Raw genomic sequence first — 16,499 nt, 5'->3', positions numbered from 1 at the left:
TCGCATTTCGTTTGTCTGAAACGCCTTAATGTAGCTTTCCTAAATACTTAACCAATTGTACTTGCTCTATAAGTACATTTCAACATTTTTTAAAATTGATCATTAATATGTCTATTCCTCTACAAACAGCTATCTGTTCTTTCGGTATGTCTGGTAAAGTTTTTCATGCGCCCTTTATTCATGCTAACCCAAACTTCAATCTGTACGGCGTTTGGGAAAGAAGTAAAAAAACAGCCCAGCAGTTCTATCCTGAAGTGAAATCGTTTGATACGCTTGAAGAAATGCTATCTGATCAGGCTATCGAACTTGTTATCATCAATACTCCCAATGTTACTCACTTTGAATACGCCAAAAAAGCTTTACAAGCAGGAAAGCATATAATCGTAGAAAAGCCTTTTGTTATCAATACTGCAGAAGGAATAGAATTGATTGAACTTGCCGCAAAGCAAAAAAAGAAGATGTCTGTTTACCACAACAGGCGATTTGATAGCGATTTTAGACTGGTAAGAAAAGTGGTTCAGGGAAATTGGTTAGGAGAAACGAACCAGGTTGAAATAAGGTATGATCGTTTTAAAGAACAATTAAGTCCTAAACTACATAAAGAAACTCCGGGACCTGGCGCTGGCTTGTTTTACGATCTGGGCTCACATTTAATAGACCAGTCATTGCAACTCTTCGGATTGCCTCAAGCCGTTTTTGCTGATCTTACTATCCTTCGTCCCATATCAAAAGTGGATGACTATTTTGAAGTGATCCTTTATTATAACAGAAAAAGAGTCATTCTAAAAGCAAGCAACCAGGTAAGGGAAGGTTTGCCAGCTTATGTATTGCATGGATCAAAAGGTTCATTCATTAAGTCAAGAACAGATATACAGGAAAATGATTTGATTGCAGGTAAAGCGCCGGATAGTGAAGGGTGGGGGATAGAGCCAGAAGATGGTCGAGGGTTGTTACATACCGAGAGAAACAATGAAATTGTCAGAGAACTCGTAACTCCTCCTCAAGGGAATTACATCGATTATTTTAGCCAGTTTTATAGAGCCGTTAGATTCGAAGAAGCTCTCCCTGTAACAGCAGAAGAAGGCCTGGACGTTATCAGAGTTATCGAAGCTGCAATCGAAAGTAGTAGAGACCGACGGGTAGTGGCATTTAACTCTAGTAAATAAATAAGAAGCTTTTGAATTGTCGATTTTGCTTAAGCATTCTCTAACTATAGCGCTGATGTCACGCGCATACTTAAATACTACGGAGTAGAGTTAGGATGGCGGGAAGACTTCCAGTATTCCATAATTTGTTTTAGCTGCCGCTGTATACCGTCGTACGTGTTTTCCTTTACAAAAAAACCTTGTACGCTCAACTCAAAAGCTTCGTACACGGCTTTAGCATCAGCACTGGTTGAGAGAAATATGAAAGGTATTGCCTTGTCCTTCAAATAGGGATTCTGCTGAATTTCTGATTTTAATTGCAAACCATTCATGATTGGAAGGTTTACATCAGAGAGTATAAGAAAAGGTTGTTGATCGCTGGTTAGTAGGTAATCAAGTGCTTTTTGGCCGTTGTCAAATATCTCGACAGGGTTGTCTACTCCTAGTGTTTGCAATGCGTCGATAATAAATTCCTGGTCGTCTATATCATCCTCAACCAATAGGATCGGCCCGCTTTTCAAATTGTTATATGAGTTAGGTTATAATTGATAAAAGTAAACAGAACAGTTAACAGAGAAAAATTAGCTTTAAGCCTTTTGAACAGGCTTTCGTTTATTAGTAAATACTATAAATAAACATTCAAACTGCTAATTAAGTTTCATCTCATATAATAAGGGCCACTTTTTTCCGGTGATGTAAAGAGAGTTTTTTACGCTGTCGAAAGCAATTCCGTTCAACACGTAACCGTTGTCTTTATTCACCGTCTTACCAGATTTTTCCAGCAATCCCGATAGGTCAAGTCTACCTGTAATATGACCGTTGGAAGGATCAATTCTAACAATATAATCTGTGAGGTAGATGTTTGAAAAAACGGCTCCGTTCACATACTCCAATTCATTAAGATTTCCAACAGGACCGTTATTGTCGGTAACGCCCACAATCCTTAATAGTTTAAAAGTTTCAGGGTCTACAAAATAGAGATTACTATCTCCTGTACTAATGATTAGTTCCTTTCCATTATGAGTAATGCCCCATCCTTCATGATCCCACGCAAATTCCTTTATCTTTTTAAAAGTTTTTGCATCATATACATACACCACATTGCTCTGCCACGTTAGCTCATAAATTTTATCATTTAGAATAGTTATTCCCTCACCAAAGACAGCGGGATCAATTGAAATGGATTGTTCTGCTTTACCGTTTTTAAGATCAACTTTCATCACACGACTTTCACCTTCGAGTCCGGTGCTTTCATACAAAGCATTGTTTTGCCAAATTAGTCCCTGGGTATAAGACGACGTGTCGTGAGGGTAGCTTGCAACAATGTTATAATTAATGTTTGCCGGAGCTGCAACTGCATTAGCTGTAGTGGTTGCCGCAGTATTGTCGCTACTCGAAGAGTCATTTTTACAACCTATAACCAACAGCGCAAGAGAGGTAAATGCTAGAAGTCTTTTCATGTTTTAGAGTCTTATAACAAATGTATGCAAGATGAATAATCGCTTCCGTTAAAATTACTTCGCTTCGTTGTTGTCAGTAAGCCTGACTTTTAGCTGATAGCAAAGCAATGACAAAATAGATTTCACGAAAAATATCACTGACAAGTCTATCAACAAGGAAGTTGTACAACTCATTTTTGAAGGAGTTGAAAGGGATATATTACCGGCATTTGTAATAATATATTCTTTAACACTGACTAAGATGGTATTTACCGATCTTTCACTTGAATGGTATCATTTTTGACTTTGCAGCACAAACCATAACATGAAAAAATTTATCCTCTTTACTTCTTTTTCTTTCATTTCCATCATAAGTATAAACGCGCAAGGCCTTAAAGGCTTGATTAATAAAATTTCAAAAGATACTTCGCGTTCATCTTTGGGCAAGGTGATAAATTCTGTTGGAGGTTATAGTGGAGACTCATTATCGACGAACACTATTGCAAGTGGATTAAAGGAAGCGTTACAAGTCGGTACAGAAAGAGGGACATCAAAACTATCAGCAGTAGATGGCTTTTTTAAGAACGCGGCATTGAAGATTTTAATGCCTGCTGAGGCTGTGAAAGTTGAATCGAAATTGAGAGCACTCGGGTTAGGCAAACAGGTAGACAATGCTATCTTGAGTATGAACCGCGCTGCGGAAGATGCAAGTAAAAGCGCTGCGCCGATTTTTATAAATGCTATTAAACAGATGACGATTCAAGATGCTGTCGGCATTCTGAAGGGAGGAGATTTTGCCGCGACTAATTATTTAAAAAGTAAAACAACGGCTAACCTCACTGAGGCTTTTCGCCCGGTGATAGAACAGTCACTTGCAAAAGTAAACGCTACAAAATATTGGAACACCCTCTTTACAACCTACAACACCTTTAGCACACAAAAAGTAAATACAGATCTTTCCGCCTATGTGACTGAGAAAGCTCTGTCAGGCATTTTCCAGGAAGTTTCGTTGGAGGAGCAGAAGATTCGTAAAGATCCCGCTGCACAAACGACAGCGTTGCTTAAGAAAGTTTTCGGAAAGTAAAAGGCAGGTAGGATGGCGTAAGAGGTAATTTTTTAAGGATGTTCAGATTGTTGAACATCCTTTTTCTTTAGTATTAATTTTCGCTACTTTAAACAGAAAAAAGCAGTTTTTCTAGTTGAGCAATATCAACACTTTTGTGTTTTCACCGCTTTCTATTTCTTCATGTAAATTTAGCAGTTCTGCTTCTCTTACAATGACTGCCAGTCAGTTACGTAAGTTTTGTTGCGTCATTTTTTCCGTTATTTCTTTCCGGATTACATTTTGAATACTAATATTCAGTTTTTAAAATAGTTCTCTTAAAACCTCCATACCTGGTGCCAAAAAAGATTAACCAGGTTTGTTGCTGATAAAGAATTTGCAGGAATTTTTCATGAACACCCGTTGCTTATAAAACTCCTGCACAAGTGAGTGACACAACGATGTTTGGCGGAGAACTATGGATGGAACACTATATAGAAATACTAAAATAAAAACATTATTGATATATGAACCTGAACAATTATACCATCAAGGCGCAGGAAATCATCCAGCAGGCGCAGCAACTCGCTTTTAATAATGGTAACTCAAACATTGAGACCAACCATGTATTGAAAGCTTTGCTTAATGACGAAGACAGTCCTGTGGAGTTTCTATTGAAGAAAAACAATGTGAATGTCGCTTTTCTAAAAAGTAAGGTTGAAGAGTCTCTTGGTAAGCTACCAAAAGTTTCGGGTGGCGAACCGGCACAAAGCATCAGCCGTGAATTAAATAATGCACTCTTACGTGCTAATGGTTTATTGAAAACTTTTAAAGATGAATTTGTAAGTATTGAGCATCTTTTGCTTGCATTAATTCAAGGTACCGATGATGTTGCGAGAATGTTGAAAGATGCAGGGGCTAGCGAAAAGGGAGTTAAAGCTGCTATACTTGACCTGCGAAAAGGATCAACAGTTAATTCTCAAACAGCTTCGCAGCAATTCAATGCTTTGCAGAAATATGCCCGCAACTTGAACGATATGGCCAGCGATGGCAAACTCGATCCTGTCATTGGCCGCGACGAGGAGATCAGAAGAACGCTTCATATTTTATCTCGTCGTAGCAAAAACAACCCGATACTTGTTGGTGAACCAGGTGTGGGTAAGACAGCAATTGCAGAAGGCCTGGCTCATCGTATTGTAAATGGTGACGTACCAGAAAATTTAAAGAGCAAAATAATTTTCGCTCTTGATATGGGCCAACTAATTGCCGGCGCAAAATATAAGGGCGAGTTCGAAGAACGTTTAAAAAGTGTGGTGAAAGAGGTTGCTGAAAGTGATGGTGAGATTATCTTATTTATAGATGAAATTCACACCTTGGTTGGCGCTGGTGCTGGTGAAGGCGCAATGGATGCAGCTAATATTTTGAAACCAGCGCTTGCGAGAGGTGAACTACGGGCGATCGGTGCAACTACATTGTCTGAGTATCAGAAGTATTTTGAAAAGGACAAGGCGTTGGAGCGCCGCTTCCAAAAGGTGATGATCGATGAACCTAGTATTGAAGATGCTATTTCAATTTTGAGGGGATTAAAAGATCGTTACGAGACACACCATCACGTGCGTATAAAAGATGAAGCAATCATTGCCGCGGTAGAATTATCCAGCCGGTACATAACTGATAGATTTTTGCCCGACAAGGCCATTGACCTCATAGATGAAAGTGCTGCTAAGCTCCGTCTTGAGATGAATAGCATGCCTGAAGAATTGGATGAATTGGAAAGAAAAATTCGCCAATTAGAAATTGAACGAGAGGCAATTAAACGTGAAAACGACGATGAAAAATTAAAGCAACTCGCTTTAGATATAAGCACGCTTAGCCTTGAAAGGGATACGCTCAAAGCGAAATGGCAGCAGGAAAAAGAGGTGGTTGAAAAAATACAGACTGCTAAGTCGGAAATAGAGAATTTAAAACACCTTGCCGAGCAAGCCGAGCGCAACGGAGAGTATGGACGTGTGGCTGAGATACGTTACGGTAAAGTGCAGGAGCAGGAAAGAATAATTGCAGAGTACTCTGAAAAACTAGAAGAAATAAGCGAAAACAAGCGCTTGCTAAAAGAGGAAGTTGACGCTGAAGATATCGCGGAGAATGTTGCGAAAGCTACCGGTATACCTGTCGCTAAAATGATACAAAGTGAGCGAGAAAAGCTGCTGCGCCTCGAGGATGAATTACACAAGAGGGTAGTGGGACAGGATGAGGCAATCGGAGCGGTTGCAGATGCTATTCGCAGGAGCCGTGCAGGTTTACAAGACCCTAAAAAGCCCATTGGCTCATTTATATTTCTTGGAACAACGGGTGTTGGTAAAACAGAGCTTGCTAAAGCATTGGCCGATTATCTCTTCGACGACGAATCGATGATGACCAGGATAGATATGAGTGAATATCAGGAAAAGCACACCGTAAGCCGTTTGGTTGGTGCGCCTCCCGGATACGTTGGATACGATGAAGGCGGACAGTTAACCGAAGCGGTGCGTCGCAAACCATACAGTGTTGTTCTTCTTGATGAAATTGAAAAGGCGCATCCGGATGTATTCAATGTGTTGCTACAAGTTTTGGACGATGGTCGTTTAACTGATAATAAGGGTCGTACTGTGAACTTTAAGAATACGATCGTTATCATGACAAGCAATATGGGCAGCCAGATTATTCAGGAGGCTTTTGAGAATGTAGATGAATACAACATGGATGAGGTGGTTGAACGTACAAAAGAGGATGTGATGAATGTGTTGAAGCAAACGATCCGTCCCGAGTTTCTAAATAGGATTGATGAGGTGATCATGTTCCAACCACTGATGCGGAAAGAGATCAAGGGTATTATTCGCATTCAATTGGAGAATCTCAAAAAGTTGGTTGAGCAAAATGCTGGTCTTCATCTTGAGTTTAGCGACTATGCACTTGATTACCTTGCTCAGAACGGATACAATCCTCAATTCGGAGCCCGGCCATTAAAGCGACTAATTCAAAAAGAAGTGGTAAACCCATTGAGTAAGAGAATACTGGCAGGAGATATTGATAGGACAAAACCAGTACTTGTAGATGTCTTTGATGGACTGGTGGTATTTAGGAATACCGAAGTTGAGTTAGCTTGAAGCAATACATAAATTAAGTCCCTCGTAATTAATAACGAGGGACTTTTTTGTTTTAGGGTCTTCCAGGAAAGTTGCACAAAAGGTTACTGGTTGATCAAATCTTTGGCCTCTTCTGGTGCTGCGACCCATCCTTTTGCGAGTTCAATATCAGACACAGGGAACCCCTTTGCTTCGGCAGGTGAGATGTAGGTAAAAACATGCGCAAGCTTCTCAACGATTTTTTGGTCGCTTACTATTGCGATTTTGTTCCATTTTGCGAAATGCTTTAAACTCGCTTTTGCATCTTGCATCCATGCGCCGGGTGTGAAGTTTCCTAAGTCTGTTTCTAATACCATTAAGAAATTAATCTCTCCAAATTCTTTTGATGCCTTTTCTAACGCAGGTACTATGGAGGTTTTATAATCCTCTTCTGTAACTTTTCCTAAAGCGCGTACACCTACCACGCCAGTAGGTACATCTTTCATTATTTGTAACATAAGTGATGTTTATTTGTAATATAAATAACAACTGTGCCAGTAAACAAGCCGGAAGAAGTGTGTGTGGAGGGCAGACATGTTTTGATTAAGACGTAGTCTTTTAGAGCCAAAGCTGTTATATAGAATACCTCCTGCGATTTTTTAAGCATCGCACCTTTAAGCAAACATCCTTCAACCTTTCATTACCGTCTTAAAAAAGATGAAAGCGCTTTCTCTTACCCATAACCATTTTATCATAAGTTAGTAAGGTGGAAAGTTTTTTAGAGAACTGTTAATAGTTTCTGTAAAGACGTGATTATTAAAAGTTATATAGAAATTTGCAACCATAGCAGTAAACAGGAGGAGGCTTTGCATGGGCGAGGTCGGGCAGAAAGGATGAATGAATATAAATACCAGAGATGATTTCAAAAGAAGAAAAAGACATTTTGCAAATTCGCTGGAAGGATGCATGGGCGTCGCCGGTATATAGAACAAAATTGATTGTAGGATGGATCTTATATATTGGAGTACTCCTTTACTTGCCACATTTCTTTGCTGCAATACAGCAAAAACAGGGCGTCGAAATAAATGACTTCGTGTTGGCCTACCTGCCTTCGGTTAATATGTCTTTGGTCATATTTGCGCTGTTGTACATGACTGTCATTTATACAATATTTAAGGCTGCTAAATCTCCTTACCTGTTTTTACTTTATCTGTGGGCTACTCTTTTTGTAAGCCTTTCGAGGTTGATTACAAACAGTTCTGTTCCGTTAGAGCCGCCTGCCGGACTTGTATCCCTTGTTGATCCAATCTTACTTCCTTTTTACGGACCCAACGGTATAACCAAAGACCTTTTCTATTCAGGACACACTGCCTCTGTTTTTCTTGCTTATTTAATTCTTAGAAACAAAAGAGAGAAGACAATGGCTTTAATTGCAACGATTGTGGTAGGTATAGCGCTCCTTTTGCAACATATCCATTATACAATCGATGTTGTTGCTGCTCCTGTAATTGTTTATTTTTTATTTATCCTGGCAAGGAAGTTTACTTTGGTTCCTTTAGAGCAGGTTAATGAAAAAGTCGTAAAACAACAAAGCCTTAAACACACTGAAAAAGTGGTTTAAGGCTCGCTTTATTAATTTCTTCCTAGAATATTAAGCTGGTCTAATCCAGATGTTACGAAAACTGATTGGCTCGCTTTTATCGCCATGTGCCTGCAGTTTAATAGGGTTTGCAGGATTGTGTTTTTTGTAAGAAGGCTGACCGACATATTGGGTTGGACCTTTCAATTCTACGTTGTTTTGTACAAGTATTCCATTGAAAAATACAGTAACTCTTGCAGGACTTAGCAAACTGCCATCTTCATTGAAACGTGGAGCTTTCCAGGCAACATCATAAGACTGCCACTGGCCCGGAGGTAGGTTTGGATTTACCAAAGGAGCATACTGCTTGTAAACACTTCCTGCCTGGCCATTTACATAAGTAGGATTATTATAGCTGTCCATTATTTGTAATTCGTAGCCTGCGTCGCCCTTACCAATAGAGGCAAGAAACAAACCGCTATTACCTCTTCCCTGGCTGGTACCCGTGATATTACTAGGTATTTTCCATTCAATGTGTAATTGATAATCCTGGAACGATTGCTTCGTTTGAATGTTACCTCCCGTTTTGTTTACTGTCATAACTCCACCTGATACATCCCACGTTGCAGGCTTTGTTGTGTCGTTAGTGGTAACCCAGTTGTTTAAACTCTTACCGTCAAAAAGAACTACAGCATCTTTTGGAGGAGCCGCAAAATTGGCTGATGTTGGAGTAACCACAGGAGGCACAGGAGTGTAAAACTCAGTGTCTTCATGCTTGGCTTGTGCTGTTGCCATGTTGGCGCTTGCTACCAAAGCAAAGATTGAATAGGCGATTTTTTTCATTATAGGCATTTTTTAAAAAGGCAAATTAGTTAAATGATTGATTATACAACTCTAAAAATTATTAAAGTGAATAAGATTAAAACTAGGTTGAGTCCGCATATTTTGTTTGCCAGTTTATTATTTTGGCTGTGTCAATTCCTCTGATTAGCTCACCTAATTATCGTTAGTACTGATGAAAATTTCATCCTCACACAATATCACACAATTTTTACTGTTATAACGGTTGGTTTTCTGTTTCTATACGCTCGTTCACTTTGAAATATTTTTTTTGCGACAATGTTCAAATTATCAATTAAGAATATTAGCCTTTTTGCCCTTATTTGGTTAAATATCGGTTTTGCATTAGGGTTTACTGTGTTGATTGGTCCGGTTAGATGGATTGCTACTTATTCAAGGCAAAGAAACTATTCGGACAGTCATGAGGCACTGCTAATAAAAGGCGTCATGTTAGTTCTTGCAGCTGTCTCGTTTATAATATCAATGCGGTTGTCTGCAGCAGTCCTTAAAGCAAAATTTAGAAGTGTAAAAATAATTATACCTGTTGCTTGTCTTACGGTGGGAATTCTTGCATTGTATCAACTGCTACATCCCGAGAATTTGAAAATGTTTTCAAGCCAATTGAAAGATAGTGACAACAGGCAATTCGTTTTTGGTTCTTATCCCGGTTTAAAAGAATTAGAAAGTTTAAAAAAGGAAGGATGTAGCAGCGTTATCTCTTTGTTACATCCTGCAGTTACCCCCTTTGAGCCGGTCTTGCTGAAAGAAGAAGAAGAGAATTGTAAAAAAGTGGGGTTAACTCTAATTAGCATTCCTATGCTGCCCTGGATAAGTGAAAATCAAGACGCCTTGAATAAAATTCGGCATCTGGCAGAGCATCCTACTGGTAGATATTATGTTCACTGCTACCTCGGGAAAGACAGAGTAAACCTGGTGAAGCGATTAATAAGTAACTATAATAATTCAGTAAGACTAGACGATAAAGAAAACAAAGGCAGAACCCTTGAAAGTATTAGCAAGTTTGAAAGAGGCGAAATTTTGAAAATAAATAAAGACGTTTATTATACACCTTATCCGACCGATGAAGAGTACTCCAGTTACCTGATTGCCGGTGGTGTACAACAAGTAATATCGTTAATGGACCCAACTGATCAGGAACAGAAGTCCAGGATAGAAGATGAAAAAAAACTGGTTCAAACATACCAAATGCCCTTTCAAAATATTCCCATTAGCTCAATTAAAAACAAAAAGGAATTGGATCTTTTGAAGGAGATTATTGCTAAATCACCAAAACCCCTGGTTATTCACCGTTTCTTTTCAAGTACGGCCGAAGACATTGAAATTTTTGAAGCACTTAGGAAATAATCCGTAAAGACTCATTTGTTGAAATTTCTTTCAACGCGTTTTCGACACTATAAATATAACGGTCAGCTCTCACTCTGGTGTTGCTGAGAAGAGCTCTATTCCCACACTGCCTTCCATCAGTATATTTTTTATCTTGAGAATGTAAAACAACTGCTATGGTAGACACCAGTAATGCTGGCAGGGTCTTTTGGCCTTTGCCCAAAAAAATATTATTCAGGTTCTTCTTTATATATTTCTTGTTGTACGTTTCTCCCTGGTCGTGGGTTGGAATACTGCCTGGAGTAAATTATCTGTTGGGTTTCTACTACGATGTTGTTGAGACGCTTACTACTAAAGCTAATTTTTACTTCTTCCAGGTTTTTAATATCAAAAATGTACATCCTGTATCAAATGGTAGTGGCGACACATCTTATAGCTGGGCCCAGAATTACCTGTTTCTCAGCATTGCTGCCATTGGTTGCATAATATGGACCACTCTTGACAGAAAGAGAAAAGGTTACAGGCAATTAAACTACCTGCTCTGCTTGTTAATAAGGTATAATCTCGTTCTGATTGCTTTTGTTTACGGTTTCAATAAGATATTGTACATGCAGATGCCCTTTCCACTGCTTAGCCAGTTAGCGACGCCTTTGGGAGACCTTCTACCTATGCGCTTCTCGTGGTTATTTATCGGGTACTCTACTCCATATCAAATATTTTCAGGGGTGATGGAAGTGGTCGCAGGATCTCTTTTGTTGTGGAGAAGAACCGCAACAATGGGCGTGCTAGTGGCTACTGCAGTATTTGTAAACGTCATGATGCTGAACCTGTGTTACGATATTCCGGTGAAGCTTTTTTCAATGAACCTGGTGTTAATGTGCCTGTATCTACTCTCGAACGAATATGAACGTATCGCTTGCTTTTTTGTGTTAAACAGGCCGGCGCCTGCTTGTACAGTATATCACCATCCTCTGACCAAGAAATGGATGAGAGTAACTCGAATAGTTTTAAAGCTTTTAGTACTATTTATCATTGTAAGAGGGTTTTACGATAACTGGAAATATTTCAACGAGAACAAGATGCAGGCAGAAATTCCACCGATTAAGAGCGGAGTATATGATGTAATAAGGTTTGCAGTGAATCGGGATACACTTGCGCCCTTGATAACTGATACTGTTCGTTGGCAGGACTTGATATTTGAACGGGGCGGTATGGGTAGTATAAAAACTTTTGATACATCATTCAGGAGACGGTATGGAAGGGGTTACTTTTTCTATAAGCCAGATTCAATAAAACAAACACTCGAGTTTAAAAAGTTTCCAGAAGATAGCCTCCCGATCTTTAGTATGAATTTTCTAATGCCAGATAGCAATACTGTGCGCTTGTGGGGCAAAAAGCAAAACGATTCTTTGTATGTAGAGCTTAAGAAAAGTAACAGGCATTTTCAGCTGGCCGAAAGACAGTTTCATTGGTTGAGCGAGGCAAATAGATGATAAGAGTTTTATCTTATCATCTACAGGTGTTGACAGTGAGAAAACTAGCCAAGGTGATTAAGCACCGCTTTAAAGGCTTGAAATGCATCCTTTAATCTATCTGTTTCAGTTATTCCTCCTTCAAGTTCCAAGCCTAGTACGATTTCTTTGTTAGCGCCAATTTTCCGTTCCCTGATTTTAAAATCAACAACCGGATGTTTTAATAATTCAGAAGAAACCTTTTCATCAGAAAGAACCTTCTTTACCTTATCCACATCATTACTTTGAATGAGAAACTTTTTATCAAATTCACGGTTTCCAATAATTACATCCTGCATTCCAAAAAGCTTTCCTATTTCGTGTTTTATTCCTTGTTTCTGAATCTTAAACCTAAAGCTGGTCTCATCAGGAAGTTGAACAGAAAATGAAGTCACAGGTTTTTCGCCTTCCTCGCCGCGATCTGGATGAATGTCTATATCAAGATCAACACAGTGGTCAGTCGTATTGAATTGAGCCGTATAATCAAGGTCGTCTTTTTTGTTGTTTAATTGATCCGCTATTGTTTTCCAAACTTCATCTTCGGAGTTTCCAGTAATAATGTTTTGATGAGGCATAAGAGTGTTTCGGTTTTTTATTTTATTTATAAATATAGGAAGGCAATATAAGAAACGTCAAAAGGTTTCCGCAAGGAAATACCTAAGAAAGTTTTAGTTCGTAAGGGCAAACAGTGCTTGTGTTCTCTGCCTTTACTTTTCGCAGGGCTGTAAAAGGAACGGTTTCTTGGGAATAGATGTTAACGAGCACCTATTATCTTTGCTTATGCCGCAAACAATATGTCAGAAGCTCAAGATAAAAGATGAGATGAACTTGCTTACGCTTCACGCGCCACCTGATTTTGCATCACAGCTACAACCGCTTCCAAAAGGTGTAAATATCTCAACTAACCTAAAAAAGTATGACCAGGTGCATTGGTTTGTTTTAAATAAAGAACAGCTGGACAAAGAAGTCGAGGGGGTAGTAGCAATGATAAAAGACGCAGTAGTTTGTTGGATTTATTACCCTAAAATCACTTCCAAGATAAAGACAGATCTCACAAGAGATAAGGGTTGGGATTCACTTTTAAAGCATACAGAGTTGCAGTGGCTTAGCCTTGTTGCGTTTAATGAAACATGGTCAGCATTTGCATTTAGATTAAAAACGGCAGCGGATGAAAAAAAGGAATCGAAAGCAGAACCAAGGGAAATATTTAATTATGTTGATTCGGCAAATAAAACCGTTCGCCTTCCGGAAGATCTTGCTTTGCAGTTTGAACAAAATCGGGCAGCTTTTGATCTTTTTCAACAATTATCCTTCACCAACAAGAAAGAATATGTCGAATGGATTGTTACCGCAAAGCGGAATGAAACAAGATCAGAAAGATTGAAAGGCACAGTAGAACGATTGTTGAAAGGTTGGAAAAATCCATCAAATCGATAGGGTGGGTGTATTCCCCTTTACAATTAATCCACATTTTTTTAAAGTTATTCACCAAAAAATTTTTGAATTATAAAGTCTCTTTACATTTATTTATTGAAACTATTAATCAGGTTTTAATTTCTGTGAAAAGGTTAGCTAAGCAAGAGAATTTGATTTCTTAAACACAAACGAAAGCCCTAGTATATGAAAGCAAATCCATCTGAAATAGTAAAACTTCTTGAAAAAGAAAAATGTCCAACTCATAGATACCGCGCTCTAGTTTACCTGGAAACAGAAGCAATTAAAATAAATGCCTGTTGCGATCCTTTCAAATTCCACCTCGAGGAAATGTCTAAACAATTAGTTGAAAAGGAATTGTTTGAACTTAGCGACCAGGAGCATTAGAATTCATTTCCCACATTCTCTATTGTTCCACAACCCCTGTAAGTCTTTGAGGGTAATAGCTACTTCTTAATCAGCATGTAGCCGTACGCACGTGTTTACGGTTATAGAAGGCTTTTAATCATGACGAGCGGTAGGTTAGGTATGTTTTTATAGGTTTATTTTTGCCTGTTAATTACATACATACCCCCAAACTAATGCGCTACTCGTTCTTCGTGATATTATTTCTTTTCTTTTATTCCTACTCTTATTCTCAAGTTCAAAAAAAAGAATTGCCCGCAATTAGAAGCGTGGGTTCGATAAAAATTGATGGGGTACTAGATGAATTGGCATGGAAAGAAGTAAAGTCAGCTACAAACTTTATAGAACAGAGACCTAATGCAGGAAAACGTGAGGACTCAAGCAGCCGGACGACGATGTATCTTCTTTATGATAATACGTCTGTTTACTTTGCTGGATATTGTTACGAGAAAACAAAAGACAGTATTTCAAAGGAACTGATAGGAAGAGACAAAGTAGGTATAAACGATTTTGCAGGGGTTATCCTCGATACTTATAATGATAAAATCAACGCACTTGGTTTTTTTGTTACCCCTTACGGAGAACAGTTCGACATTAAATACTCCACTAACAATGAAGATATAAGCTGGAGTGCTGTGTGGGAAAGCCGCGTAAAAATCAATAGCGATGGATGGTCTTTTGAAGTAAGAATTCCTTATTCGGCGCTAAGATTTGTGAGTAAAGAAACGCAATCGTGGGGATTAAATTTTGTAAGACGGCGCAATAAAACGGGCCAGCAATTTACCTGGAACTCTATCGATCCAAAAGTAAATGGCTTTATTAACCAGGAAGGTCAATGGCGCGATATCGGAAAAATAGAAGCACCTATTCGCCTATCTCTTTCACCTTATTTTTCTTCTTACATCAATCATTACAAACTTGACTCAAAGCCCTGGAACACTTCCATAAATGGTGGTATGGATGTAAAATATGGCATAACCGAAAGTTTTACTTTAGATATGACGTTAGTGCCTGACTTTGGGCAGGTGCGAAGTGATAACCAGGTTTTAAACCTTTCTCCGTTTGAAGTTAAATACAACGAAAACAGGCCTTTTTTTACTGAAGGAACAGAACTTTTTAGTAAAGGAGATCTTTTTTATTCGCGACGAATTGGAGGAGTTCCATTGCATTTTGGAGATGCTTACAATAATCTAGGTGCAGGTGAAAAAGTAACGAGGAATGCGCAGGAAGCAAAGTTGGTAAATGCAACGAAAATTTCCGGTAGAACCAGCAAAGGTTTAGGTATTGGTTTTTTCAACGCTATAACGAATCCGACATATGCTAAAATAGAAAATAGCCTAGGGCAAACAAGGGAGATAGAGACAAACCCCTTGACCAATTACAACATCCTGGTGCTCGATCAGACCTTAAAAAACAATTCCTCCGTTTCGTTCATTAACACAAATGTCTTGCGAAATGGTTCAGACTATGACGCTAATGTAAGTGCTGCCTTATTCAACTTCAACAACAAAAAAAACACTTACAATTGGACCGGCAAGTTTGCTGTCAGCCACCTGACTAATCCTTCTTCAAATGGCATTACTGGTTACTCACATAATCTCGGTTTCGGCAAAACTGGTGGCAGGTGGAACTACCAATTGATACAGGAGATCGCTGACAAAAAGTATGACATCAATGACATGGGTATCCTAAATACCCGCAATTACGTCGACCATTATTTATGGACAGGTTATCGGTGGATAGAACCAAAGAATTGGTATAAGAGAGTGCAGATAAACTTCAATGCGTATCAAAGCAGCTTGTTTCAGCCTTTTGCAAATCAAAAGATCGGTTCAAACTTTCAAAGCTTTAGAACAAATGTGAATGCTAATAGTCAATTGAAAAATCTTTGGTGGGTAGGGCTGTTCGTTGGTTATGTTGCTGAAGGAAATGACTTTTATGAGCCCAGGGAAACCGGATACTCGTTTAAGTCCCCGCAGCGAGTCCAGTTTGCCGGATGGTTTGAAACCAATGAAGCGAAAAAATACTATGCTAGTGTCAATTACTTTGTTGGTATAAGAAAGTTGTTTAATAGCCCTAACCATGAACTTACTTTATTACACCGATATCGCTTCAGTGATAAGTTCTCCTTAACCCAATCGTTGCTTTATAACCCTGCAACCAATGACGCAGGATTTTCTCAAAAGCTTTTTGAAACAAATGCCAGCGGAACTAACGTGCTAAAGAGTATAATTTTTTCAAGAAGGGATGTAAAAACGATTGAAAATGTGGTGGAGGCAAAATACAATTTCAACAATAAATCGGGTGTTACCTTTAGAGCAAGACACTATTGGAGCAAAGTTGAACAAAGGCAGTTGTATGATTTGAATACGGATGGCTCACTTTCACCCGCCAGAGAAACTAACATTGCATTGAGACCTCAAAATTTCAATATTTTCAACATTGATGCTATTTATACGCTTCAGTTTGCACCAGGTAGTTTTATTAATATAGTTTGGAAAGACCAGGGAATCTTATCAAACCAGGCGATCGATTATAGCTACTTCAAGAATTTCGACAGAACTATTTCAGAGCCGCACAACAACAATCTTTCAATAAAAGTTATCTACTACCTCGACTATCTCAATTTAAAAAAGTTGAAAAAAAGTAAAAGCTAACT

At 38.7% G+C, this 16,499-nt stretch carries 14 protein-coding genes; 9 read left to right on the top strand and 5 right to left on the bottom strand.

The features are described 5' to 3' along the window. The first annotated feature begins 107 nt into the window (after positions 1-107). Positions 108-1,166, top strand: a complete 1,059-nt coding sequence (locus tag SAE01_RS16765; RefSeq protein WP_147204952.1) for a Gfo/Idh/MocA family oxidoreductase — start codon at positions 108-110, stop codon at positions 1,164-1,166. Positions 1,167-1,243: 77 nt separating this feature from the next. On the opposite strand, the gene SAE01_RS16760 is transcribed toward SAE01_RS16765, so the two are convergent. Together SAE01_RS16760 and SAE01_RS16755 are read right to left on the bottom strand one after the other, a co-directional pair. After that, positions 1,244-1,666 carry a response regulator gene (locus SAE01_RS16760; protein ID WP_147204951.1) on the bottom strand — a complete coding sequence of 141 codons (423 nt, stop codon included), beginning with the start codon at positions 1,664-1,666 and terminating at the stop codon, positions 1,244-1,246. Between the two features lie 126 nt (positions 1,667-1,792). Next, positions 1,793-2,605, bottom strand: a complete 813-nt coding sequence (locus tag SAE01_RS16755) for a glutaminyl-peptide cyclotransferase (protein ID WP_147204950.1) — start codon at positions 2,603-2,605, stop codon at positions 1,793-1,795. A 304-nt stretch (positions 2,606-2,909) separates the two neighbouring features. Here SAE01_RS16755 and SAE01_RS16750 point away from each other — a divergent pair, with 304 nt between their 5' ends. After that, positions 2,910-3,668: a DUF4197 domain-containing protein gene (locus tag SAE01_RS16750; RefSeq protein WP_147204949.1), complete on the top strand. Its 759-nt coding sequence runs from the start codon at positions 2,910-2,912 to the stop codon at positions 3,666-3,668. Between the two features lie 485 nt (positions 3,669-4,153). Then, positions 4,154-6,769: an ATP-dependent chaperone ClpB gene (gene clpB / locus SAE01_RS16745; RefSeq protein WP_147204948.1), complete on the top strand. Its 2,616-nt coding sequence runs from the start codon at positions 4,154-4,156 to the stop codon at positions 6,767-6,769. Between the two features lie 83 nt (positions 6,770-6,852). On the opposite strand, the gene SAE01_RS16740 is transcribed toward clpB, so the two are convergent. After that, positions 6,853-7,245: a SpoIIAA family protein gene (locus SAE01_RS16740; protein WP_147204947.1), complete on the bottom strand. Its 393-nt coding sequence runs from the start codon at positions 7,243-7,245 to the stop codon at positions 6,853-6,855. Positions 7,246-7,643: 398 nt separating this feature from the next. Here SAE01_RS16740 and SAE01_RS16735 point away from each other — a divergent pair, with 398 nt between their 5' ends. Beyond that, entirely contained in the window at positions 7,644-8,348 is a 705-nt protein-coding gene (locus SAE01_RS16735; RefSeq protein ID WP_147204946.1) for a phosphatase PAP2-related protein, read from the top strand. A gap of 30 nt (positions 8,349-8,378) precedes the next feature. Here SAE01_RS16735 and SAE01_RS16730 read toward each other — a convergent pair whose 3' ends face one another. Further along, positions 8,379-9,149 (bottom strand): 3-keto-disaccharide hydrolase, encoded by a 771-nt coding sequence (locus SAE01_RS16730; protein ID WP_174834620.1) that lies wholly within the window; start codon positions 9,147-9,149, stop codon positions 8,379-8,381. Positions 9,150-9,425: 276 nt separating this feature from the next. On the opposite strand from SAE01_RS16730, the gene SAE01_RS16725 reads away from it, so the two are divergent. Both SAE01_RS16725 and SAE01_RS16720 read left to right on the top strand, forming a co-directional pair. Continuing rightward, positions 9,426-10,511, top strand: a complete 1,086-nt coding sequence (locus SAE01_RS16725) for a protein-tyrosine phosphatase family protein (RefSeq protein ID WP_147204944.1) — start codon at positions 9,426-9,428, stop codon at positions 10,509-10,511. A 155-nt stretch (positions 10,512-10,666) separates the two neighbouring features. Beyond that, positions 10,667-11,983 carry a hypothetical protein gene (locus SAE01_RS16720; RefSeq protein ID WP_147204943.1) on the top strand — a complete coding sequence of 439 codons (1,317 nt, stop codon included), beginning with the start codon at positions 10,667-10,669 and terminating at the stop codon, positions 11,981-11,983. A gap of 44 nt (positions 11,984-12,027) precedes the next feature. On the opposite strand, the gene SAE01_RS16715 is transcribed toward SAE01_RS16720, so the two are convergent. Continuing rightward, positions 12,028-12,576 carry a hypothetical protein gene (locus SAE01_RS16715; RefSeq protein ID WP_147204942.1) on the bottom strand — a complete coding sequence of 183 codons (549 nt, stop codon included), beginning with the start codon at positions 12,574-12,576 and terminating at the stop codon, positions 12,028-12,030. A 205-nt stretch (positions 12,577-12,781) separates the two neighbouring features. On the opposite strand from SAE01_RS16715, the gene SAE01_RS16710 reads away from it, so the two are divergent. The 3 genes from SAE01_RS16710 (at position 12,782) to SAE01_RS16700 (ending at position 16,497) form a co-directional block, all read left to right on the top strand. Continuing rightward, positions 12,782-13,438 carry a YdeI/OmpD-associated family protein gene (locus tag SAE01_RS16710; protein WP_147204941.1) on the top strand — a complete coding sequence of 219 codons (657 nt, stop codon included), beginning with the start codon at positions 12,782-12,784 and terminating at the stop codon, positions 13,436-13,438. 183 nt (positions 13,439-13,621) lie between these two features. Then, positions 13,622-13,822, top strand: coding sequence for a hypothetical protein (locus tag SAE01_RS16705; RefSeq protein WP_147204940.1), 201 nt, complete (start codon positions 13,622-13,624; stop codon positions 13,820-13,822). A 269-nt stretch (positions 13,823-14,091) separates the two neighbouring features. Then, on the top strand, positions 14,092-16,497 hold the full coding sequence (locus tag SAE01_RS16700) for a DUF5916 domain-containing protein (RefSeq protein ID WP_147204939.1): 2,406 nt from the start codon (positions 14,092-14,094) through the stop codon (positions 16,495-16,497). The last annotated feature ends 2 nt before the right edge of the window (positions 16,498-16,499 follow it).

It is taken from the genome of Segetibacter aerophilus, from assembly GCF_007991655.1.
GTDB lineage: Bacteria > Bacteroidota > Bacteroidia > Chitinophagales > Chitinophagaceae > Segetibacter > Segetibacter aerophilus.
This window is presented reverse-complemented; position numbering and strand designations above follow the sequence as displayed.

What these genes read in the sequence shown, in the direction of transcription:
- SAE01_RS16765 (WP_147204952.1), top strand. Translation starts at nt 108, where the DNA reads ATGTCTATTCCTCTACAAACAGCTATCTGTTCTTTCGGTATGTCTGGT.
- SAE01_RS16755 (WP_147204950.1), bottom strand. Translation starts at nt 2,605, where the DNA reads ATGAAAAGACTTCTAGCATTTACCTCTCTTGCGCTGTTGGTTATAGGT.
- SAE01_RS16750 (WP_147204949.1), top strand. Translation starts at nt 2,910, where the DNA reads ATGAAAAAATTTATCCTCTTTACTTCTTTTTCTTTCATTTCCATCATA.
- clpB (WP_147204948.1), top strand. Translation starts at nt 4,154, where the DNA reads ATGAACCTGAACAATTATACCATCAAGGCGCAGGAAATCATCCAGCAG.
- SAE01_RS16740 (WP_147204947.1), bottom strand. Translation starts at nt 7,245, where the DNA reads ATGTTACAAATAATGAAAGATGTACCTACTGGCGTGGTAGGTGTACGC.
- SAE01_RS16735 (WP_147204946.1), top strand. Translation starts at nt 7,644, where the DNA reads ATGATTTCAAAAGAAGAAAAAGACATTTTGCAAATTCGCTGGAAGGAT.
- SAE01_RS16730 (WP_174834620.1), bottom strand. Translation starts at nt 9,149, where the DNA reads ATGAAAAAAATCGCCTATTCAATCTTTGCTTTGGTAGCAAGCGCCAAC.
- SAE01_RS16725 (WP_147204944.1), top strand. Translation starts at nt 9,426, where the DNA reads ATGTTCAAATTATCAATTAAGAATATTAGCCTTTTTGCCCTTATTTGG.
- SAE01_RS16720 (WP_147204943.1), top strand. Translation starts at nt 10,667, where the DNA reads ATGGTAGACACCAGTAATGCTGGCAGGGTCTTTTGGCCTTTGCCCAAA.
- SAE01_RS16715 (WP_147204942.1), bottom strand. Translation starts at nt 12,576, where the DNA reads ATGCCTCATCAAAACATTATTACTGGAAACTCCGAAGATGAAGTTTGG.
- SAE01_RS16710 (WP_147204941.1), top strand. Translation starts at nt 12,782, where the DNA reads ATGCCGCAAACAATATGTCAGAAGCTCAAGATAAAAGATGAGATGAAC.
- SAE01_RS16705 (WP_147204940.1), top strand. Translation starts at nt 13,622, where the DNA reads ATGAAAGCAAATCCATCTGAAATAGTAAAACTTCTTGAAAAAGAAAAA.